This window comes from Streptomyces sp. NPDC049970, from assembly GCF_040660235.1.
Classification (GTDB): Bacteria; Actinomycetota; Actinomycetes; order Streptomycetales; family Streptomycetaceae; genus Streptomyces.
In genome coordinates this window covers 412222-432454 of sequence record NZ_JBFALP010000001.1, presented here as the reverse complement: position 1 = coordinate 432454, position 20233 = coordinate 412222, and the positions used below count along the sequence as shown (strand labels likewise).

Genomic DNA, 20233 nt, shown 5'->3' with positions numbered 1-20233 from the left:
GCCGGCCCCTCCCGGGCACCGGGGAACGGAGAAGGCCGGGGTTGTGAACCCCGGCCTTCCACCACGTGAGGCGAGCCGTGCCGTCAGGCCTCTTCGCGGCGGTGATACGTCTGGCGCGTGTGCTCGGTGTGCGCCCGCATGATCTCGGTCGCCCGCTGCTCGTCCCTGGCCGCGATCGCCGCGATCAGCGCCCGGTGCTCGGTCCAGGACCGCGCGCCCCGCCGACTGGCCACCGGCGTGTAGTACCAGCGGACCCGCCGGTCCACCTGCCCGGCGAGCTCGGCCAGCACGACGTTGCCCGCGAGCTCCATGACCTTGGCGTGGAACGCGGCGTTCGTGGCGACGGCGAGGTCCACGTCGTCGGCGGCGACGGCCCGCTCCCCCTGGGAGCACAGCTCCTCCAGGGCCTCGATCCCCGGGCGCCCGGAGTTGGCCGCGGCGAGCCGGGCGGCCTCGGCTTCCAGCAGCGTACGGACCGAGAGGAGCTGGTCCGCCTCGTCCTCGGTTGGTTCGTGGACGAACGCGCCCTGCGCGGGGCGCAGATCGACCCAGCCCTCGGTGTTCAGCCGCTGGAGCGCTTCGCGCACCGGTTGGCGCGACACCCCCAGTTGCCCGGCCAGCTCGCTCTCCACCAGATGCCGACCGGGCTTCAGAGCCCGCGTGGTGATCAGTTCGAGGAGCGCCTCGTAGACGCGCTCCCGCAGCGGCCCCGGTCGCTCCAGCCTCGGCACCGTGCCCTGCGGCAGTCCTGCGGACAACATCGCGGTCCCCCTCCGAGCGCCCGGACCATCGCTTGTCGTCTACAGTCTACCGAGCGCAATCCCTTGGCGGGGGGCCTCAGGGGCAGCGGATCACCTGGCCCGCGTAGGAGAGGTTCCCGCCGAAGCCGAAGAGCAGGACCGGCGCGCCGCTCTGCACCTCTCCCCGTTCCACCAGCTTGGACAGGGCCATCGGGATCGACGCGGCCGAGGTGTTCCCCGAATCCACCACGTCCTTGGCGATGACCGCGTTGACCGCGCCGATCTTCCTGGCGACGGGTTCGATGATCCTCAGGTTGGCCTGGTGCAGCACCACGGCGGCGAGCTCCTCGGGGGTGACACCGGCCCGCTCGCAGACCTTCCGGGCGATAGGCGGCAGCTGGGTGGTGGCCCAGCGGTAGACGGACTGGCCCTCCTGTGCGAACCGCGGGGGCGTGCCCTCGATGCGGACGGCGTTGCCCATCCCGGGCACCGAACCCCACAGGACGGGTCCGACGCCCGGCCTGTCACCGCCGTCCGGGTCGGCGGTGACGACGGCCGCCCCGGCGCCGTCGCCCATCAGGACGCAGGTCGTGCGGTCGGTCCAGTCGACGATGTCGCCCATCTTGTCGGCACCGATGACGAGGACGCGTTCGGCCGCGCCGGCCCGGATCGCGTGGTCGGCGGTGGCCAGGGTGTGGGTGAAGCCCGAGCAGACCACGTTGATGTCCATCACCGCAGGTGAGCCCATGCCGAGCCGTGCGGCGACCCGGGCGGACATGCTCGGTGAACGGTCGATCGCCGTGGAGGTGGCGACGAGGACCATGTCGATGTCCGAGGGCTGTAGACCTGCCGCCGCCAGCGCCTTGGCCGCGGCGTGCGCCGCCAGCTCGTCCACGGGCTCGTCGGGGCCGCCCACGTGCCGGGTCCTGATGCCCACCCGGCTGGTGATCCACTCGTCGCTGGTGTCGACCATGGCCGCCAGGTCGTGGTTGGTGAGGACCTTGGCAGGCTGGTAGTGGCCGAGCGCCACGACACGTGAGCCGGTCATGTACGGGTTCCCCTCGCTACGTTTGGCAGGAACTATCCAGTCTTGGTTGCTACCGACCGGTACAAGGGCACGTAACCCCACAGGAATACGGGCCAGAGGTTGGAGCGTCTCGAACAGCTCACCGGGAACCCGCGCGGGACACTCCGGAAACGGGAACGAAGCAGGCACCCGCTGTCACCAGCCTGACCATGCATACAGTATGGAGACGACCCGGCCGTCAGTCTCGACCCGTCGACCGCGTGGGAAGCGTCGGGACCACCTCACCGCACGACAACCGGGTGACCCGTGGCAACCTCTGTATCAAGGGCCCTTTCGGCTGCCACCACGTACAGAATCGGGATTGACGGCTATGGGACGGGTCACCGAGCGTCGCCGCACCATCCGCATCCGGGACGGAGCGGTCACGACCCGCCCCGACACCCTGGTCGCCGAGGAGCCCCTGGAGATCCGGCTGAACGGCAAGCCGCTCGCCATCACCATGCGCACCCCGGGCGACGACTTCGCGCTCGCGGCGGGCTTCCTGGTGAGCGAGGGCGTGATCGGTGAGGGCTCCGAGGTCCGGTCCATCGTGTACTGCGCCGGAGCCACCGCTGATGGCGTGAACACGTACAACGTGGTGGACGTGCAGCTTGCGGCGGGCGTCGTGGTCCCGGACATCACGCTGGAGCGCAACGTCTACACCACCTCGTCCTGCGGGCTCTGCGGCAAGGCCAGCCTCGACGCGGTCCGCACCACGACCCGTCACCCCGTCGCCGACTCCCCCCAGGTCAGGGTGACACCCGCGCTGCTCTCCGCGCTCCCCGACCGACTGCGCGAGGCACAGCGTGTGTTCGACCGGACCGGGGGCCTGCACGCCGCCGCACTGTTCTCGGTGGAGGGCGAACTCCTCGACATCCGGGAGGACGTCGGCAGGCACAACGCGGTCGACAAGCTCGTGGGGCGCGCCCTGACGGACGACCGACTGCCCCTCTCCCAGGCGATTCTGCTGGTGTCCGGACGCGCCTCCTTCGAACTGGCGCAGAAGGCGGTGATGGCGGGAATCCCGATGCTGGCCGCGGTGTCGGCGCCGTCGTCACTGGCCGTGGACCTGGCGGCCGAGAGCGGACTGACCCTCGTCGGATTCCTGCGGGGGACGTCCATGAACGTGTACGCGGGTGACCACCGCATCGCCCTCGGGGCGACGGTGGACCAGGGCTGAGGCCACCCGTGACGCGCAACGGCCCCGCCCCGGCGCACCGGTCACCGCCTGCGGTCGACGGCTCAGGCGTCCACGGCACCGTCCTTGACCGCGGACAGGAACGACGACCAGCCGTCCGCCGCGAAGGTGAGGGCTGGGCCCTGGGGGCACTTGCTGTCGCGGACCGGGACGACGGCGACGAAGTCATCAGACACCTCGAGGCACGCGCCACCGTCCTGGTTGCTGTAACTGCTCTTGCGCCAGAACGCAGTGCTCAGGTCGATGGATCGCACGTCACTTCCTCCAACATCCGCAGGATGAACCTCCGCGACTCGCTCGGAGACAACGCCAGGTCGCGAACCGCATCGTATGTCTTCTGCAAACGTACAACCGGACCGGATTCCTCGATGAGTTCACCCCGGTATCCGTTCTCGGTGTACGCGACGGTATGCCCCTGAGGCAAGAGCAGGTACCAGACGTCAGCCCCCATCAGGCCATGCAGTCCGGCGTGTTGAGGCAGGACATGCACCACGACGTTCGGGCGTTCCGACGCCTCCACGAGGTACTCCAACTGCCGGCGCCACTCCTCGGCGTCACGCATCGGGGTCCGGAGCACGGCCTCCGACAGGATCGTGCGGAAGTCCGGAGCGGCCTCCCCCGCCAGCAACTCCCTCCGCCCCATTCGCGCTTCCACCTGCTGGGTCAGCTCAGGCTCCTTGATACCGCCCGCCACCAGCAGTTCCCTCGCGTACCCCGGAGTCTGCAACAGCCCGGGCAGCACGCTCACCGCGAAGTGCCACAGGCTCGTGGCTTCCGCCTCCAGCGCCATGTACCGCCGGTACCGCTCCTTGAACTGCGTCTGGTCGCTGATCGCCAGTTCCCAGAGGGCCAGCAGCATGCCCGGCGTCCCGTAGTACTGGTCGAGCGCCTCCACGACCTCGGGCCCGCCGACCGTCTCCCCCTTCTCCATCTTCCCGAACAACGACCAGTCCCAGCCCAGCCGTTCACCGAGCTGGCGCAGACTGTCGCCTCGCTCGGTGCGCAGGTGCCGCAGCTCCTCCGCGAACCGGGCGCGTGGTTCCCTGCTGCGGCCTGTGACCGCCCGCCTCGTCGGCATCGTGCCCTCCGTGGAACGTGTGGAACTTGCCTCTTCCGCCGGGGAAGCACGTCCCGCCTTCGGTGTGTCACACCTCTGACCGGGCCATTCTCGTAACGAGCCCCTCACGCAACGTAGTTCCGGACGAGCGGTCGGGCAGAGGAATCCGCGAAAGAGCAACCGAAGGAAGAAACCCATGACGCCCTCGCCGCAGAAGCCGCCCCTCCCCCGCAGGACCCCCCGCACAGGCCCCCCGGCAACGGCAAGGATCCAGGAAGCCGTGGCCGCGCGCGACGACCTCGCCGCCGCGCTGAGCGGCGCCGGGATCCAACTGCCCGCGATGGACGTCCGTACCCCGTGGCCGGACGCGGACGGCGACGGCAGTACGCGGCCGACCCGTTACGCCCTCGTCCACCTCGGCATCTGCTCCGCCCCCGTGGCGCACGCCCTCGCCGCGGTGATCAGGAACGGAGCGACCGGTTGAGGGACGACGGCCTCCCCGGCGTCGGGACAGCCGTACGGGACGGTGACCGCGGCCGGGTGGGGCTCGTGATGGGACACGAGGGCCCGTACCTACAGCTCCGACCGCTCTGCGGCGGCCGTGAGTGGGACGCGGACCCGGCCAACGTACGTCCGGTCGGCCCGGCCGAATTGCTGAGCGCCCGCGTCGCCGAGGCCAACGCCCGCAGCCGCACCGGCCTCGGACTCGGCGGCATACGGGGATCCCCGGACACCGATCCGGCGGAGGAAGCTCGGTGACCGCACTGCCCTGCGCCACGAATCGTCGCTGCCACTCCGGGACGGTCAGCCCTCGGGCGTCCCGTTCGTCCACCGGGGCGCGTGATCCTGGACGAACTCGGCGAAGGTGCGGGGCGGGCGACCGGTCAGGTCCAGCACCGCGGTGCTGACCTGGTCCTCCCGCCCGGTTCGGATGCCCGCATCGACGGCGGCGAGGGCGGTCGCAAAGGCGTCCGGCATGCCGGACGCCCGGTAGGTGTCCGCCTGCTCGGCAGCCCCCACCGGCACGGTCCGGACCGACCGGCCGGTGTGACGGCTGATGATCTGTGCCGCGTCCCGGTAGCTCAACGCCTGCGGCCCGGTGAGCAGGTGGTCACGCCGCTCGTCGGTGTGGCTGTGGGGTGCGGTCAGTAGCGTGGCGGCCACCGCCGCGATGTCCCTGGCGTCGATCCAGCCCACGCGGCCGGCTCCGGCGGCAGTGCGGATCTCGCCGCGACGCCGAATCTGCTCACCCAGCGGGTGGGGAGGCAGGAAGTTCTGCATGAATCCGGAGGAGCGCAGCACCACCCAGCCCGGCCGGGCTCGCACGAGCGCGGCAAGTTCCAGCGCGCTGGGTGCGCCGGGCAGCACGATGGCGGAGCCGAGCAGCACGAGCCGCCGTACGCCGACCCGTTCGGCCTCGGCCAGGAACGGTTCGACCAGTGGCATCGGGTCGGTGGTGTCCACAGGAGGCACCAGGTAGACCCGGTCCATCCCGCGCAGTGCCGCTGGATGCGTGGCCGGTTCGCTCCAGTCGAAGCGAGCCGCGTCAGGTGCGTCCGCCGGCGGGTTGCGGCTGGCCACCCGGACCGGCACACCGCTTTCGCGGAGCGATTCGGCCAGGGCGCTTCCCGTCTTCCCGGTGCCACCGGTGATCAGTACACCGCTCATCGGGCGGACTCCGCGCGCAGCGAGCCGAGCAGTTCGGGCAGCTTGCCGGCTGCTGAGGCGGCGGCGAGCGGGTTCCAGTAGTCCCGGTAACGGGTGATCAGGCCCTGGCGGGTGGTGAGCACCGTGATGTAGTCCAACCGGTACGGCTCATCCGTGGCCATCGTGCGGCCGTGGGCGGTGAACTCCGCCACGATCGTGTCCGGCCGGCCCGTCCGGTGCACGGTGAGGGCCGCGATCGCCTGCACGTCCATGAGGTCCGGGTAGTCGGCCAGATACTCCCGGACGGCCTCACGTCCGGTCAGACGCCTCGGTGAGTCCCCTGCGGCGAAGGGGAATTCGGCGGTGCCGAACTCCGCCCACAGATCGGCGACGGCGTCCATGTCCTTGGCCGCCAGCAACTTCAGCAGTCGGTGGAAAGTCTCTTCGCACGTGTGTGGTGACACGGTGTTCCTCCAGCGTTCGTCGGTACGTCTGACCGGACCAGACTTGCGGGCGGGGCGGTGCCGTGGAACGCACCGGTAAGCCCCGGACCACTGGTCCGTGGCTGAGCCGCACGCCGGTGTGCCAACCTGACCGGGTGAGCAGAGGAGAGATGGCCGACTTCCTGCGCCGTCGGCGAGAGGCACTGCGCCCGGACCAGGTACCGGCCGGCGCCGTCCACCCGCCCGGCCTGCGTGCCCGGCGTACCCCCGGGCTGCGGCGCGAGGAGGTGGCCACCCTGGCAGGGGTGTCCACGAGCTACTACGAGCGGCTGGAACAGGCCCGCGCGCCGCACCCGTCCCCGCAGGTGCTGGCCGCGCTGGGCACGGCGCTGCGTCTCTCAGCTCCGGAGCGTGAGCACCTGGCACGGCTGGCCGGGCAGATCCCGCCCCATGCGGACGCCGGTCGCGAGCCGGTGTCCGCCGATGCACGCCGGCTGCTGCATCGGCTTGGGCCGGTGCCCGGCTATCTGGTGAACGACCTGGAGGACATCGTGGCGTGGAACGCAGCGGCGTCCGCGTTGATCACCGACTTCGCGCATCTGCCCGTCCACGAGCGCAACACCGTGCGCCTCGCGATCCGGCTGGGCGGCACCCTCTGCTCGGCACCCGCCGGCGCGCAAGGCGACTTCGCCCGGCAGTCCGCCATCCACCTGCGCGCGGCCGGCGCCCGCCGTCCGGCGGACCGTGCGCTGGGCGAACTGGTCGACGAGTACGCCTCACACGACCCGGACTTCGCCGCCGGCTGGCGCAGCCACGATGTGCGTCCCCTGCCCTCGCTGCGCAAACGTCTGCTTCATCCCGGACTCGGCGAACTGGAATTGGACCGACAAACCCTGCTCATGCCCGGCTCCGGACTGCGACTGATCCTCTACACCGCGGATCCCGGCAGCCCGAGCGCCACCGCACTGGCACGGCTGGGCACCCCCGGAGCGGCGCCGTGACCGATGGTCCCGGCCAGGCGGGCCGGCACGCTGCCCGCGTCGGCCGCCCGGACCACTGGTGGCCTGAGTCGCTCAGTTCAGCGCCTCAGCCGGTACGGGCCTGACGTCGGCTCCGCCGTCCGGCAGCGGGTCGCGTGAGCGGCGCTTCGCGATCACCGCGCAGACCATCAGCTGCATCTGGTGGAAGAGCATCAGCGGCAGGACGGCGAGGCTCGCGTGCGCGCCGAACAGGACGCTCGCCATCGGCAGCCCCGCGGCCAGGCTCTTCTTCGACCCGGCGAACTGGATGGCGACGGCGTCGTCCCGCCCGAACCCCAGCCGCTTCGCGCCGTACCAGCTGACCGCGAGCATGAGGGCCAGCAGTACGGCCTCGGCGGCGAGCAGGGCGCCGAGGCGGAGCGGGGTGACCTGGTGCCAGATCCCGGCCACCATGCCCTCGCTGAACGCCGTGTAGACGACGAGCAGGATCGAGCCCCGGTCGACGTAGCCCAGGGCCTTGCGGTGCCGGGTGATGAAGCCGCCGACCCAGCGACGCAGCAGCTGCCCCGCGACGAAGGGCGCCAGCAGCTGGAGGACGATCCTCACCAGCGAGTCCAGGGAGAACCCGCCGCCGCTGCCACCCAGCAGCGCGGCGGCCAGCAGCGGGGTCAGCAGGATGCCGGCGAGGCTGGAGAAGGAGCCCGCGCAGATGGCGGCGGGCACGTTGCCGCGGGCCATCGAGGTGAAGGCGATCGACGACTGGATGGTCGAGGGCACCAGGCAGAGGAAGAGGAAGCCTTCCTGGAGTTGCGGGGTCAGGACGTACGGGACGAGTCCGTGGCTGGCGAGCCCGAGGAGGGGGAACACCACGAAGGTGCAGGCCAGGACGGTCAGGTGGAGGCGCCAGTGCTTCAGCCCGTCGACGGCCTCGGCGGTCGAGAGGCGCGCCCCGTACAGGAAGAAGAGCAGGGCCACCGCTCCGGTCGACGCGCCGCCGGCCACCTCGGCACCGGTGCCGGACGCGGGCAGCAGCGCGGCGACCGCCACCGTGCCGATCAGCGCCAGGATGTACGGGTCGACCGGCAGCCAGGACGGCGGCGCGGGGATACGGCGGCTGGTGCGGCGGGTCATGTGCTCCGTGCTCTCTGGGTGGAATCGTGCCTTCCCCATCGTGCTCCCGATCGCCGCGATCGGGAATCCGGTATACCGCACTGACTGTCATCACGGTTCGCGATAACCTCGGCGCATGTACGACCCCGTCCAGCTCCGCACCTTCCTGGCCGTCGCCCAGACCCTGAGCTTCACGCAGGCGGCGCGCAGGTTGGGCATCCGGCAGTCCACCGTCAGCCAGCACGTGCGCCGGCTGGAGTCCGAGGCAGGACGCCGGCTGTTCAGCCGTGACACGCACCGGGTCGATCTCACCGAGGACGGCGAGGCCATGCTGGGCTTCGCCCGGACGATCCTGCAGGCCAACGAACGCGCTACGGCGTTCTTCACGGGCACCCGGCTGCGCGGGCGGCTGCGCTTCGGCGCATCCGAGGACTTCGTGCTGACCCGGCTGCCGGAGATCCTGGAGTCCTTCCGGCGCGAGCATCCCGAGGTGGAGCTGGAGCTGACGGTGGAGCTGTCCGGCGCCCTGCACCGGCAGCTCGCGGCCGGGCGGCTGGATCTGGTGCTGGCCAAGCGCCGCACCGGCGACACCCACGGCGAACTGGTCTGGCAGGACACCCTGGCCTGGATCGGCGCTCCGCAGCTGCGCATCGACCCGGACCGGCCGCTGCCGCTGATCGCCTTCCCGCCGCCGGGGATCACCAGGGCACGGGCGCTGGAGGTGCTGGAGGAGCACGGCATGCCCTGGCGGTTCGCGTGCACGAGCGCGAGCCTGAGCGCGCTCGTCGCGGCAGCCCGCGCGGGCCTGGGGGTGATGGCGCACACGCGCGGGCTCATCCCTCCGGGGCTCACTCCCGTGCCGTCCAGGGCAGGGCTGCCGGAGCTCGGGGATGTGGATTTCGTGCTGCTGCACGGGCGACGCCGGGACACCGCCCAGGGAGCGGCCGACGCCCTGGCTGCGGCGATCCTCGCTGGTGGCGACCGGCTCCACCGGAGTCCGGTCGTGCCGCAGCACGGCGAGCCGGCGTAAGCGCCGGGTACAGATTCGGTGGAGATTCCCGCCCGAGCCACTTACCCGTCAGTCAGAAGTGCGCCCGAGCCTGGCCCATCTGGCCCGATTTAGACGGTCGACCTGGCCAGATGCCACGTTTTCCGGAGACTTCGGACCCTCCCGCCGCCTCCCCCGGTGCGATAGCGTCGCGGCGCCGTGCGGAGCGCCACAAGGAGCAGGTCATTGCGCGAGTTCACCGTCCCACCCATGGCCGCTGCCCCTCAAGTCGGCGGTCTTGCCGATACCGTCTTCGATTTCGCGGAGGAGGATCCCCACCGGATCGCACTCGGCCGGAAGGACGCGGAGCAACGCTGGCACGACGTGTCCGCCGCCGCCTTCCGCGACGAGGTGCTCGCCCTCGCCAAGGGGCTGATCGCGCAGGGCGTCCGGTTCGGCGACCGGGTCGCCCTCATGTCGCGCACCCGCTACGAGTGGACCCTGTTCGACTTCGCCCTGTGGACCGTGGGCGCCCAGTCCGTGCCGGTCTACCCGACGTCGTCGGCCGAGCAGGTCCTGTGGATGCTCCACGACGCGGAGGCCGTGGCCGTCATGGTCGAGCACGAGGACCACGCCATGACGATCGGCTCGGTGATCGACCGGCTGCCGAACCTGCACCGGCTCTGGCAGCTGGACGCCGACGCGGTGAGTGAGCTGGTCGAGGCCGGGACCCTGATCGACGACGAGGTGGTGCACCGGCACCGTCGCGCGGTGACTCCCGACTCGGTGGCGACCGTCATCTACACCTCGGGCACGACGGGACGCCCCAAGGGCTGCGTGATCACACACGCCAACTTCATGTTCGAGGCGGACACCATGGTCGCCCGCTGGCACCCGGTGTTCCTCTCGAAGCCGGGCGAGGAGACGGCGACACTGCTCTTCCTGCCGCTCGCCCACGTCTTCGGCCGGATGGTGGAGATCGCCGCCCTTCGCGGGCGCGTGAAGCTGGGACACCAGCCGGAGCTGTCCGCGAAGGCCCTGATGCCGGACCTGGTGTCGTTCCGGCCCACCTTCATCCTCGCGGTGCCCTACATCTTCGAGAAGGTCTTCAACGGCGCACGGCGCAAGGCGGAGTCGGAGGGCCGCGCGGGCGCGTTCGACAAGGCGGTCGAGGTCGCGGTGAAGTACGCGGAGGCGTTGGAGGAGCGCGCCTTCGGGACCGGTCCCGGGCCGTCCGCCGGCCTGCGGATGCAGCACCAGTTCTTCGACAAGGTCGTCTACCGCAAGGTGCGCGAAGCGATGGGCGGGCGGGTCCGGCACGCGATGTCCGGCGGCTCCGGCATGGACCGGAGACTCGGGCTGTTCTTCGAGGGCGCCGGTGTCAGCGTCTACGAGGGCTACGGACTCACCGAGACGACCGCCGCGGCCACCGCCAACCCGCCCGAGCGCACCCGCTACGGCACCGTGGGCCAGCCGATCCCCGGCTCGACCGTGCACATCGCGCGGGACGGCGAGGTGTGGGTGCACGGTGCCAACGTCTTCTCCGGATACCTGGGCGACCCGAAGTCCACCGACGCGGTGCTGAACGAGGGCTGGCTGGCCACCGGCGACCTCGGCTCGCTCGACGAGGACGGCTATCTGACCATCACGGGGCGCAAGAAGGAGATCCTCGTGACGTCCGGCGGCAAGAGCGTCGCCCCGGCCGGCCTGGAGGAGCGGGTACGCGCCCACCCGCTGGTGGCACAGTGCATCGTCGTGGGGAACGACAGGCCCTACATCGCCGCCCTGGTCACCGTGGACACCGAGGCGGTGGAGCACTGGCTCGCCATGCAGGGCCGTACGCCGATGGGAGCGGGCGACCTGGTGCGCGACCCCGACCTGGAGATGGAGGTGCGCCGGGCGGTGGTGGCGGCGAACACGGCCGTCTCCCAGGCCGAGTCCATCCGTACGTTCCGTATCCTCGCCCACCAGTTCACCGAGGAGCACGGGCTGCTGACCCCGTCGCTCAAGCTGAAGCGCAAGGCGATCGAGACGGCCTACTCGTCCGAGGTGAACGCCCTGTACAGGTGATCCAGGTGATCCCTGAGGAACACCTCCTGGCGCCACGCCGGTCGTGCTTGCGGCGGTTCTCCGCATCGGGGCGGACGGGAATGCATAAGCTTCCCCGGTCGTTCTCCCCGGGAGTACCAACCGACAACGTAAGGATCGACTGCTCGTGAGCCAGGCCCCCACCATCACCCTGAACAACGGCCTCGAGATGCCGCAGCTCGGCTTCGGTGTCTGGCAGGTGCCGGACGACGAGGCCACTGCGGCCGTGACCACGGCCCTGGAGGCCGGGTACCGGAGCATCGACACCGCCGCGATCTACGGGAACGAGGCGGGTACCGGCAAGGGGATCGCCGCCTCCGGTGTGCCGCGCGAGGAAATCTTCGTCACCACCAAGCTGTGGAACAGCGAGCAGGGTCACGACTCGACGCTGCGCGCGTTCGACGTGTCGCTGGACAAGCTGGGTCTGGAGTACGTCGACCTGTACCTGATCCACTGGCCGGTACCGGCCAAGGACGCCTACGTCGACACGTACAAGGCCTTCGAGCGGATCCTCGCCGACGGCCGCGCCAAGGCCATCGGGGTGTCGAACTTCAACCCGGAGCACCTGGAGCGCCTCCTGGGCGAGACGTCCGTCGTGCCGGCGGTCAACCAGATCGAACTGCACCCGCAGTTCCAGCAGGCCGAGCTCCGCGCCCTCGGCGCCAGGCACGGCATCGCCACCGAGGCGTGGTCTCCGCTGGGCGCCGGCAAGGGCCTCCTGGAGGTCCCGACGGTGGTCGCGGTCGCCCAGAAGCACGGCAGGACCCCGGCACAGGCGGTGCTCCGCTGGCACCTGCAGACCGGAAACGTCGTGATCCCCAAGTCCGTGACGCCGTCGCGGATCGCGGAGAACATCGACGTCTTCGGCTTCGAACTGGACGACGACGACATGGCCGCCTTCGCCGCACTCGACGAGGGCAGGCGACTGGGCTCGGACCCGGCCCAGGTCAACGGCTGACACCCACGCTCCGCACGGCCGCGCCCCACCGCACGACAGCGGTGGGGCGCGGCCGTGCGACCAGCGGCCCTGAGCGCGCGGCCCGGCCGGTGCGTCCCGGCTGCGCTACCTCGCCCCGTGCCCGGGTGCGACGGCCTCGACGCGCTCGGCCAGTGCCACGTCCTTACGGGTGACGGCGCCGCCCGCGTCGTGCGTGTTCACCGCGAGGGCCACGGTGTTGTAACCCAGCGTCAGTTCGGAGTGGTGGTCGAGCTCCTCCTGGATCTGGGCGACATGGACGGTCAGCCCGGCGGCGGCGAAGTGCGAGGGCAGCCGGTAGGTACGCGTGATCCGGTCCCCTTCCAGCCGCCAGTCGGGCAGCTCGCGCAGCGCGGCCTCGACGTCGTGCGCGGACAGCGGTTCAGCGGGCACAGGGCGGCTCCTCGGGATCCGGTGCTGTCGTCGGGTGCCCGTGACGTTACGTTCCCGGCCGGACCGCTGTCGCGCCCGACACGGAACAGCGCCGCCGCGCCGCCCCGCGCCCGGCCGATCGGTTCGGCCGCATCAGGTCTTGACCGGCGGCCGCGTCCACGGCGCGTCGCCGCGGCCGAGCAGGGCCGTGGCGGCAACGGCGCCGAGCAGGATCACCAGGGCGAGCAGCAGCGGGAGTTCGCGCCGGCCGTCGAGCACCGCCGTCGCTCCCGCCACCGCTCCGGCCAGCATCGCGACGGCCGAGAGGCCGCGCCGGCCCGCTCGGCTCCCCGGCCCCCTGGCGAGCCGGCTGTCGGCGACGGTGCCGGTGATGGTGCGCGTCAGCACCGTGGTGGTGAGGTCGGGAACCGCCAGCGCCCGGACGGCGGCGTTCTGCGCGCCGAGGCCGAGAGCGAGCAGCGCGATGAGGGCGAAGCGGACGCCCCCGGTGTACGGTCCGCCCGAAACCGTGGAGACGGTGAGGGCCGCCGTGACGCAGGCCGTCTCGACGAGGAGCGCGTGCCGCAGCTGCCGGCCGCGGTGCGTGTCGGCCTGGTGCACGGCGATCCCACCGGACCAGGCCCCGGCCACGAACGACACCAGGGCCACCGACGAGGCCAGGACCGAGAAACCGGGAGCGCCCGCGAGGGCGAAGCCCATGAAGACGACGTTGCCGGTCATGTTCGCGACGAAGACGTGTCCCAGGAGCAGGTAGCTGAAGGCGTCGACCAGCCCGGTGAGCACGGTCAGGGCGAGGAGCAGGGGCGGCAGCGGCCCGTCCGGACCGTCCATGTCGGGCACGAACGTGGCCCAGGCGTCACGCAGCACGACGGGCATGAGCGGCACACTCCGATCGCTGGCTGTGATCGGGATTGTGCCGCAGCAGCAGGGCCGTGCCGCCCGTACGCGCCGGGCAGGACCGCGTTCGTCCTGTCCGGCGCGCCCGGGGTGGGGCGGTGCCCCCGGGGTTCCTAGACCCGTGCCCCGTTGTCGGCCGGGTCGCGGCGCGCCCGCCCGGCCGATGGCCTTCTGCCCTGCGCTCGCTTCCGGGCAGGTGGCGGGGCCTTGCTGCTCCGCTCCAGCAGGAGTGCTCCGGGCACCGCGGTCAGCGCCGAGGAGTACGTCCCCACGCAGATGCCGATGAGCAGGGCGAGCGCGAAGTCGGCGAGTGAGTCGCCTCCGAGCACCGCGAGGGCGACCAGGATGAACAGGGCACCCATCCCGGTGTTGACGGTGCGCGGGACGGTCTGGAGCACGGCGCGGCCGGCCACTTCGGCGACCGGCGTACGGGGGCTGCCCGCCCACAGCTCCCTCACCCGGTCGAAGACCACCACCGAGTCGTTGACGGAGTAGCCGATGACGGTGAGCAGAGCGGCCAGGAAGATCCCGTCGACCGGACGTCCGAGCCAGGCGAAGGCGCCGACCAGGACGACGGCGTCGTGCACCAGCGCCCCGACCGACGCCACGGCGAACGTCCAGCGGAACCGCGCGGCCAGATAGGCGAGTTGTACGAACACGGCCACACCGAGCGCGATCAGCGCGTTGCGGCGCAGCTCGTCGCCGAGGCTCGGACCGATCAGCTCGTCACGCACCTTGCTGGTCTCGCCGCCCTCCTCGGCCAGGGCCGCCCGGAGGGCGTCCTCGCCGTCGTTGTCGAGCTTGCCGGTACGCACGGAGAGGTCGCTCCCGCCCGCGGTGGTGACCTCGGCATCGGTGAATCCGGCGGCGGCGATCGTGTCGCGGGCGGTCTCGACGTCGACGGGCCGGCTGGTGGAGTACTCGACCAGCCGGCCACCGGTGAACTCGACACCGAGGTCCACCCCGCGGACGAGGACGCCGGTGACGGCGATCAGGACGATCGCGGCGGACGTCACGAGCAGGCGGCGCGGAGACCGGAAGAGCAGGGGATCACGCTCGTTCAGCCAGGTGCGGACGCGGCCCGGCCGTCCGATTCCGTTGACTCCCCGGTAGTCGCTGACGAACCCGGAGCCGGCGGCGATCTCGGTGAGCGCGCGGGCGATGACGAGCGCGGAGAACATCGAGACCAGCACTCCGACGGCCAGCGTGACCCCGAAGCCCTTGACAGGTCCCGAGCCGAGGAAGAACAGCAGTGCGGCGGCGATCAGGGTGGTGGCGTTGGAGTCGGCGACGGCACTCCAGGCCTTACGGAATCCGGCGTTCAGCGCGGAACGCAGTGAGCCGTTCCCCGGGCGCGCGTACTCCTCGCGGGCCCTTTCGAAGACGAGGACGTTGGCGTCGACCGCCATTCCGACGGCGAGGACGAACCCGGCGAGCCCCGGCAGGGTGAGGGTGACGCCCAGTGCGACGAGTACGGCGTAGGAGATCACGCCGTACGCCGCCAGGGCGAGAGCCGCGAGGGCGCCGAAGAGCCGGTAGACGAAGGTGATGAAGAGCGCGGTGGCAGCGGCGCCGATGAGCGCGGCCCTGGCGCTGGCCTCGACGGCTGCGGCACCCAGGGTCGGGCCGACAGTCCGCTGTTCGACGATCTCGACGGGCACGGGGAGTGCGCCGCCCTTGATGAGCAGTGCGAGATCGCGTGCCTCTTCGGCGCCGAAGGAACCGGTGATGCGGGTGGAGCCGGATGGCAGGCCGGCCTCGCAGCGGATCGAGGGATCGACCTGGGGCGAGGAGATGATCTTTCCGTCGAGCACGATGGCGACGCGCCGCCTGTCGTCCCCGACCGGGTGGCAGGCGGCGTCGCCCGTGAGCCGGGTCCACTCCTTGCCCGAGGCCTTGTGGAAGTCGAGCGAGACCGTCCAGCCCGCGCCCTGCTGGGCGTCGAAGTCCGCGGTGGCGTCCGCGACCCCCGCACCGGACAGACGTACGGGGCCGAGCGGGAGGAGGCGGCCCTGTTCGTCGGGCAGTGTGAGCCCGTCCCGCTCCTCGGCGTCGCCCCGTACCGCGTGGAAGCCGAGCTGTGCGGTCCTGCCGATGACGTCGGCCGCCTGCCGCGGGTCCTGGACGTCGGGCAGTTCGACGATGATGCGGTCCGCGCCCGAGCGGGTCAGGACGGGTTCGGCCACACCGAGTGAGTCGATGCGCCCGCGCAGCACCTCCAGTGTGCGATCCGTGCTCTCCCCGTCCGCTTCGACGGTGTCCGAGTCCTTGGCCTGCAAGACCATCCGGGTACCACCCTGGAGGTCGAGGCCGAGTCTGGGTGACATGGTCAAGGTGATGAACACGGAGACGAGCAGCGCGGCGGCAGCCAGAACCGCCCGCACCGCGGTGGCGCGAGTCATGGAGGATCCTCCCGGGTGGGCGTCGTCCACCCGGGGCTCAGAGAGGCCGGGAAGGGCGGGACGCCAGGTCTGTGGAACGGGACCGGTGAAGGGCCGGCGGGCCGGCCGCCGTCCCGGGAGGTCCGCGCACGCCGGGCAGCGCCGCCCTGATCCGCGCGGTCGCGGAGCGGCCGGCCTCGGCCGCTCCGGGTGCGACGCCCACGGGAGCGCGTAGGCCCGGCGGGCGCGGTCGAAGGGCACCGTGACCGGGCGGCGGGGAGGGGTTCGGAGCGTGCGGACGGTCGAGGCCGGCACGCGGCACGGAAGCGGGAACCGCCTCCGTCCACCAGCCGTGGGCGGGTTGGTCGCCCGCCCTTGGACCGGAGACGGCCGTGGCAGCGGACTCGGGAGCGGAGACGGGCGAGGAGAACGCCGACGAGGAGGAGAAAGAGAAGGAGGAGGAGCCCGGCGCGGGTGGTGCCGAACCGCCCGCAGCGGGTGCGCCGCCGAGAAGAGCCATGATCGCGAGGAGCAGCGCGGCGAGGACCGGCCCCACCGCGCCGGCTCGGGGCACTCCGCCACAGGTGGGCACGGGCCTGCGGCGCGCCGCAGCGTGGTGTTTCGCACGCCGTATGCCAGTGATCATGTCGAGCTCACCGCCGCCGAGTTCGTCGGCGGGCGAGGCCGGGGCGCTGTCGGTGTCCGGGCACTGGCCGCCCACGCCACCACGCGTCACGCAGGAACGCATCGCCCCTCATCCTCGGACTGCCGCTGCGGCCGTTCACCGCCCACGGCGCCACCGACCCACTCATACCAAGGGTCAGCGGAGCTCTCACTATGCGATATCTGTCACAGAAACGCCACTGCCTTGAGCATTCCAAGGTCCGTGCCCCGCGAAGGGCTTCATACCTCCGGGGTCAGATAGGCCTCCACCAGCTTCGCGAACTCCTCGGGCGCGGCCGTCTCGACCCCGAGGTCCTCGGCCTTGGTCCGCTTGGACCCGGCCTTCTCCCCCGCCACCAGCAGACTCGTACGCTTGGAGACACTGGACGAGGACTTGCCGCCCGCCCGCTCGATCAGCTCGTTCATCTGGTTGCGGGAGAGCTTCTCCAGAACGCCCGTCATGGCACCCGTGACCACGACGGTCATGCCGTCGAGCGGCAGGCCGGACGTCTCCCGCTCCCCGGCGCCGTCCTCGTCCGGGGCTCCCGGCTCCGGCGGCGGGGTCGCGCCCGGCTCCGTCATGTTGACGCCGGCGGCCACCAACTTGCCGATCAGCGGTTCCAGGTCCCTCAGCTCCGTGACGACCGCGGCCGCCTTCTCCTTGCCTATGCCGTCCACCCGCTGGAGCACCTCGGCGTCCGCGGCGACGATCCGGTCCATCGAGGCGAAGTAGCGGGCGATACGACGTGACATGGAACGGCCCGTGCCGCGCACACCGAGGGCGCAGAAGACGCGGGACAGCGGTCGCTGTGCGGCCGTCTCGATGGCGGCGAGGAGGTTGTCGGTGGAGGTCTCCCCCATCCGCTCCAGGGTGAGGAGCTGCTCCCGCTTCAGGCTGAAGAGGTCGGCGAAGTCCGTCACGAGGCCCGCGTCGACGAGCTGGACGACCCGGGTGGCGCCGAGGCCCTCGATGTCGAGCTGGTCGCGACCGGCGGCGTAGGAGATGGAGGCGACCAGGCGGCAGTCGCGACCTCTGGTGCAGCGCCAGCGCTGCTCGCTCATGTCGATCTCCGAGCCGCACCGGGGGCAGGCCTCGGGAAAGTCGATCGGCTTCTCCTCGCCCGTCCGCAGATGCGCGACCGGGGCCTCGATGCGGGGGATGATGTCGCCGGCCTTGTAGACCATCACGTGGTCGCCCAGGCGCAGGTCGCGGCGCGTGATGTCGGCCGGATTGTGCAGCGTGGCGTACCCGACGGTGGATCCGTCGATCTCGACGGGCTCCAGGACGGCACGCGGGGCGATGATGCCGGTCCTGCCGACGTTCCACTCGACGTCCAGCAGCCTGGTGACCTTCTCGACGGCCGGCAGCTTGTACGCGATGGCCCAGCGCGGCGCCCGCGTCCCGGACCCCGCGTCGCGCTGGTCGGCCGCCAGGTCGGCCTTGATCACGATGCCGTCGATCCCGAACGGCAGGGAGGGCCGCTTGACGGCGATGTCCTCGACGCCCGCCTGCACCTCCTCGACCGTGGTGACGGTGCGCGGCGCGACCGCCGTGTCCGCGGCCGTGTGCACACCGAGCTCCGCGACGTACGACAGGACCTCGCTGTGCGGGAGTTCGGCCAGGGTCGCGGTCAGCTCACCCGAATCGGGCAGGGCCAGCGCCCCGTACGCGAAGAAGGTCATCTCCACGCGATACGGACGGTCCTTGGCCCGGAGGGTACCCGCAGCTCCGTTGCGCGGGTTGGCGAACGGGGCGGCACCGTGCTCCGTCCGCACCGCGTTCGCCTGCTCGAACTGCGCCTGGGTCATGAGGATCTCGCCGCGCACCTCGATGGTGGCCGGGGCGCCGAGCCGCTCGGGCAGGCCGAGCACCGTACCCATGGCGTGCGAGACGTCCTCCCCGGCCGTCCCGTCCCCCCGGGTGATCAGCCGCTCGAAGTGGCCCTCGCGGTAGCGGGCCGCGACGGCCAGGCCGTCGAGCTTGGGCTCCACGCTCCACGCGGCGACGGGCCGGCCGATGCGCCGCTCCACGGACGCGGTCCAGGTGACGAACTGCTCGGCCGAGAAGACGTTGTCCAGCGAGAGCATGGGAACGGTGTGCGGTACATCCCCCGACGCCGCCCCGCCCGCGACCTTCCCGGTCGGCGAGGCGTCCAGCACCTCCTGCGGGTGCTCCTCCTCGTAGGCCGCGATGCCGCGCACGAGACGGTCGTACGCGTCGTCGTCGAGGCTGCTCTCACCTGCGGTGTAGTACGCGGCCGCGGCACGCTTCGCCTCTTCCACGGCAACTGCGTAGGCGGCACTGTCGGCGGGCGCACCAACTGGGTTCGTCGTCATGCCACCATCCTGCCGTGCGCCACTGACAACAGCGCCTGACCCCGGATCGAGCGAACCTCCCTCGCGGAATGCCCCTGCGCCCACCGGGCCCCGGACGACCCGATCGTGCTGCCCGACCTGCCAGGTGCCTCGCCCATGCACGGCACGCCCACTGACGTGCCGGAACCCTTCGCGTGCCCGTCGGGCCACCCGGTATAAAAGACGGCATGACTGCCGACGTCTCGCCGCCCGTACGCCCCGCCACCTTGGAGGACGTGGCCGCGGTGGCCGGCGTGTCCCGGGCCACGGTCTCCCGGGTGATCAACGGTGCGACCACGGTGGACCCCGCCCTGCGGCGCGTGGTGGAGGAGGCGGTGGCCACGACGGGCTACGTCCCCAACCGCGCCGCGCGTTCACTGGTGACCAGGCGGACCGACTCGGTCGCGCTGGTGGTGTCCGAGCGTGAACGGCGCCCGGTCGCCGAGCCGTTCGTCGGCCGGATGTTCTCCGACCCGCACTTCGGCCGGGTGGTCGGCGGAGTCCTCGACGTGTTGCGCCCGGCGGGTATCCAGATGGTGCTGATGCTGGCCGACGACGAGGCCTCGCGGAATCAGCTGCTGTCCTACCTGCGCCAGGGGCACGTCGACGGGGTGGTGCTCATCTCCTCGCACGCCGACGACCCGCTGCCCGGACTGCTCCACGACACCGGGCTGCCCGCCGTGCTGGCCGGCCGGCCGCGCAGGCACTCGCCCCTCACCTACGTCGAGGCCGACCAGCGCGCGGGTGCGCAGATGGCGGCCGACCTCCTCGTGTCGCTGGGGCGGCGTCGTCTCGCCACCGTGGCGGGCCCGCAGGACATGCCCGCGGGCCAGGCACGTCTGAACGGGTTCCTGGACGCGCTGGTGCAGCACGGGATCGGGGACGTGGCGGTCGCGGAGGGGGACTTCACGCACACGGGAGGGGCCGCGGCGATGCGGGAGCTGCTGCGGGACCGGCCGGACGTGGACGGGGTGTTCATCGCCTCGGACCTGATGGCGCTGGGTGCGATGCCCGTGCTGCTGCGGGCGGGCAGGGACGTGCCCGGGGACGTGGCAGTGGTCGGCTTCGACGACAGCAGCGCGGCACCGGCCTGCGACCCCCCGCTCACCACGGTGCGTCAGCCGGTGGAGGAGATGGCGTCCGAGATGGCCCGCCTGCTGCTGAAGCAGATTGGCAAGTCCGGCCGTCCCGAACCGTCCGTGATCTTCCATCCGACACTGGTGCGTCGCGAGTCGGCCTGACCTCCATCCC

19 protein-coding genes and 1 pseudogene are annotated in these 20233 nt (G+C 71.5%); 9 read left to right on the top strand and 11 right to left on the bottom strand.

Going from position 1 to position 20233, the window contains the following annotated elements; all coding sequences use genetic code 11:
* Nucleotides 1-83 precede the first annotated feature (83 nt).
* Entirely contained in the window at nucleotides 84-761 is a 678-nt protein-coding gene (locus AB0I83_RS01850; protein ID WP_363303214.1) for a GntR family transcriptional regulator, read from the bottom strand.
* Between the two features lie 76 nt (nucleotides 762-837).
* The gene (locus tag AB0I83_RS01845) at nucleotides 838-1788 is read right to left on the bottom strand and encodes a beta-ketoacyl-ACP synthase III (RefSeq protein WP_363303213.1); all 951 of its coding nucleotides are present in this window, start codon (nucleotides 1786-1788) and stop codon (nucleotides 838-840) included.
* A gap of 257 nt (nucleotides 1789-2045) precedes the next feature.
* Here AB0I83_RS01845 and AB0I83_RS01840 point away from each other — a divergent pair.
* Nucleotides 2046-2132: pseudogene (locus AB0I83_RS01840) on the top strand (Fe-S-binding domain-containing protein); the annotation flags it as partial.
* A 5-nt stretch (nucleotides 2133-2137) separates the two neighbouring features.
* Nucleotides 2138-2986 carry a formate dehydrogenase accessory sulfurtransferase FdhD gene (gene fdhD, locus AB0I83_RS01835; RefSeq protein WP_363303212.1) on the top strand — a complete coding sequence of 283 codons (849 nt, stop codon included), beginning with the start codon at nucleotides 2138-2140 and terminating at the stop codon, nucleotides 2984-2986.
* 62 nt (nucleotides 2987-3048) lie between these two features.
* Here fdhD and AB0I83_RS01830 read toward each other — a convergent pair whose 3' ends face one another.
* Entirely contained in the window at nucleotides 3049-3258 is a 210-nt protein-coding gene (locus tag AB0I83_RS01830) for a DUF397 domain-containing protein (RefSeq protein ID WP_363303211.1), read from the bottom strand.
* A complete protein-coding gene (locus AB0I83_RS01825; protein ID WP_363303210.1) occupies nucleotides 3240-4082 on the bottom strand; it encodes a helix-turn-helix transcriptional regulator in 843 nt (280 codons plus the stop codon). The genes AB0I83_RS01830 and AB0I83_RS01825 overlap by 19 nt, the downstream gene beginning before the upstream one ends.
* Nucleotides 4083-4257: 175 nt before the next feature.
* On the opposite strand from AB0I83_RS01825, the gene AB0I83_RS01820 reads away from it, so the two are divergent.
* Both AB0I83_RS01820 and AB0I83_RS01815 read left to right on the top strand, forming a co-directional pair.
* Nucleotides 4258-4545: a hypothetical protein gene (locus tag AB0I83_RS01820; RefSeq protein WP_363303209.1), complete on the top strand. Its 288-nt coding sequence runs from the start codon at nucleotides 4258-4260 to the stop codon at nucleotides 4543-4545.
* Nucleotides 4546-4613: 68 nt separating this feature from the next.
* On the top strand, nucleotides 4614-4820 hold the full coding sequence (locus tag AB0I83_RS01815; RefSeq protein ID WP_363303436.1) for a hypothetical protein: 207 nt from the start codon (nucleotides 4614-4616) through the stop codon (nucleotides 4818-4820).
* 45 nt (nucleotides 4821-4865) lie between these two features.
* Here the strand turns inward: AB0I83_RS01815 and AB0I83_RS01810 are convergent, their stop codons facing one another.
* Together AB0I83_RS01810 and AB0I83_RS01805 are read right to left on the bottom strand one after the other, a co-directional pair.
* Complete coding sequence (locus AB0I83_RS01810; protein ID WP_363303208.1) at nucleotides 4866-5729, bottom strand: NAD(P)H-binding protein; 864 nt, start codon at nucleotides 5727-5729, stop codon at nucleotides 4866-4868.
* On the bottom strand, nucleotides 5726-6172 hold the full coding sequence (locus AB0I83_RS01805) for a nuclear transport factor 2 family protein (protein ID WP_363303207.1): 447 nt from the start codon (nucleotides 6170-6172) through the stop codon (nucleotides 5726-5728). The genes AB0I83_RS01810 and AB0I83_RS01805 overlap by 4 nt, the downstream gene beginning before the upstream one ends.
* Nucleotides 6173-6306: 134 nt before the next feature.
* Here AB0I83_RS01805 and AB0I83_RS01800 point away from each other — a divergent pair, with 134 nt between their 5' ends.
* On the top strand, nucleotides 6307-7152 hold the full coding sequence (locus AB0I83_RS01800; protein ID WP_363303206.1) for a helix-turn-helix transcriptional regulator: 846 nt from the start codon (nucleotides 6307-6309) through the stop codon (nucleotides 7150-7152).
* A 72-nt stretch (nucleotides 7153-7224) separates the two neighbouring features.
* On the opposite strand, the gene AB0I83_RS01795 is transcribed toward AB0I83_RS01800, so the two are convergent.
* Entirely contained in the window at nucleotides 7225-8262 is a 1038-nt protein-coding gene (locus AB0I83_RS01795; RefSeq protein WP_363303205.1) for a bile acid:sodium symporter family protein, read from the bottom strand.
* 115 nt (nucleotides 8263-8377) lie between these two features.
* Between AB0I83_RS01795 and AB0I83_RS01790 the strand changes: the two genes are divergently transcribed.
* From AB0I83_RS01790 to AB0I83_RS01780, 3 genes are all read left to right on the top strand, one after another.
* Nucleotides 8378-9271, top strand: a complete 894-nt coding sequence (locus AB0I83_RS01790; RefSeq protein WP_363303204.1) for a LysR substrate-binding domain-containing protein — start codon at nucleotides 8378-8380, stop codon at nucleotides 9269-9271.
* A 228-nt stretch (nucleotides 9272-9499) separates the two neighbouring features.
* A complete protein-coding gene (locus AB0I83_RS01785; protein ID WP_363303203.1) occupies nucleotides 9500-11299 on the top strand; it encodes a long-chain fatty acid--CoA ligase in 1800 nt (599 codons plus the stop codon).
* A 145-nt stretch (nucleotides 11300-11444) separates the two neighbouring features.
* Nucleotides 11445-12275 carry an aldo/keto reductase gene (locus AB0I83_RS01780; RefSeq protein ID WP_356531913.1) on the top strand — a complete coding sequence of 277 codons (831 nt, stop codon included), beginning with the start codon at nucleotides 11445-11447 and terminating at the stop codon, nucleotides 12273-12275.
* Between the two features lie 105 nt (nucleotides 12276-12380).
* Here the strand turns inward: AB0I83_RS01780 and AB0I83_RS01775 are convergent, their stop codons facing one another.
* From AB0I83_RS01775 to ligA, 4 genes are all read right to left on the bottom strand, one after another.
* Nucleotides 12381-12686 carry a 4a-hydroxytetrahydrobiopterin dehydratase gene (locus tag AB0I83_RS01775; RefSeq protein ID WP_363303202.1) on the bottom strand — a complete coding sequence of 102 codons (306 nt, stop codon included), beginning with the start codon at nucleotides 12684-12686 and terminating at the stop codon, nucleotides 12381-12383.
* Nucleotides 12687-12818: 132 nt separating this feature from the next.
* Nucleotides 12819-13562, bottom strand: a complete 744-nt coding sequence (locus AB0I83_RS01770; protein WP_363303201.1) for a YoaK family protein — start codon at nucleotides 13560-13562, stop codon at nucleotides 12819-12821.
* Nucleotides 13563-13696: 134 nt separating this feature from the next.
* A complete protein-coding gene (gene secD, locus AB0I83_RS01765) occupies nucleotides 13697-15985 on the bottom strand; it encodes a protein translocase subunit SecD (protein ID WP_363303200.1) in 2289 nt (762 codons plus the stop codon).
* An 882-nt stretch (nucleotides 15986-16867) separates the two neighbouring features.
* On the bottom strand, nucleotides 16868-18964 hold the full coding sequence (gene ligA / locus AB0I83_RS01760) for an NAD-dependent DNA ligase LigA (RefSeq protein ID WP_363303199.1): 2097 nt from the start codon (nucleotides 18962-18964) through the stop codon (nucleotides 16868-16870).
* Nucleotides 18965-19170: 206 nt separating this feature from the next.
* On the opposite strand from ligA, the gene AB0I83_RS01755 reads away from it, so the two are divergent.
* Nucleotides 19171-20223 (top strand): LacI family DNA-binding transcriptional regulator, encoded by a 1053-nt coding sequence (locus AB0I83_RS01755; RefSeq protein WP_356531904.1) that lies wholly within the window; start codon nucleotides 19171-19173, stop codon nucleotides 20221-20223.
* Nucleotides 20224-20233: the final 10 nt, after the last annotated feature.

Bases quoted from the DNA above. Each gene is read 5' to 3' on its own strand.
- AB0I83_RS01815 (WP_363303436.1), top strand. From the start codon at position 4,614: ATGGGACACGAGGGCCCGTACCTACAGCTCCGACCGCTCTGCGGCGGC.
- AB0I83_RS01825 (WP_363303210.1), bottom strand. From the start codon at position 4,082: ATGCCGACGAGGCGGGCGGTCACAGGCCGCAGCAGGGAACCACGCGCC.
- AB0I83_RS01755 (WP_356531904.1), top strand. From the start codon at position 19,171: ATGACTGCCGACGTCTCGCCGCCCGTACGCCCCGCCACCTTGGAGGAC.
- ligA (WP_363303199.1), bottom strand. From the start codon at position 18,964: ATGACGACGAACCCAGTTGGTGCGCCCGCCGACAGTGCCGCCTACGCA.
- AB0I83_RS01770 (WP_363303201.1), bottom strand. From the start codon at position 13,562: ATGCCCGTCGTGCTGCGTGACGCCTGGGCCACGTTCGTGCCCGACATG.
- AB0I83_RS01785 (WP_363303203.1), top strand. From the start codon at position 9,500: ATGGCCGCTGCCCCTCAAGTCGGCGGTCTTGCCGATACCGTCTTCGAT.
- AB0I83_RS01790 (WP_363303204.1), top strand. From the start codon at position 8,378: ATGTACGACCCCGTCCAGCTCCGCACCTTCCTGGCCGTCGCCCAGACC.
- AB0I83_RS01810 (WP_363303208.1), bottom strand. From the start codon at position 5,729: ATGAGCGGTGTACTGATCACCGGTGGCACCGGGAAGACGGGAAGCGCC.
- secD (WP_363303200.1), bottom strand. From the start codon at position 15,985: ATGACTCGCGCCACCGCGGTGCGGGCGGTTCTGGCTGCCGCCGCGCTG.
- fdhD (WP_363303212.1), top strand. From the start codon at position 2,138: ATGGGACGGGTCACCGAGCGTCGCCGCACCATCCGCATCCGGGACGGA.
- AB0I83_RS01820 (WP_363303209.1), top strand. From the start codon at position 4,258: ATGACGCCCTCGCCGCAGAAGCCGCCCCTCCCCCGCAGGACCCCCCGC.
- AB0I83_RS01850 (WP_363303214.1), bottom strand. From the start codon at position 761: ATGTTGTCCGCAGGACTGCCGCAGGGCACGGTGCCGAGGCTGGAGCGA.
- AB0I83_RS01845 (WP_363303213.1), bottom strand. From the start codon at position 1,788: ATGACCGGCTCACGTGTCGTGGCGCTCGGCCACTACCAGCCTGCCAAG.
- AB0I83_RS01795 (WP_363303205.1), bottom strand. From the start codon at position 8,262: ATGACCCGCCGCACCAGCCGCCGTATCCCCGCGCCGCCGTCCTGGCTG.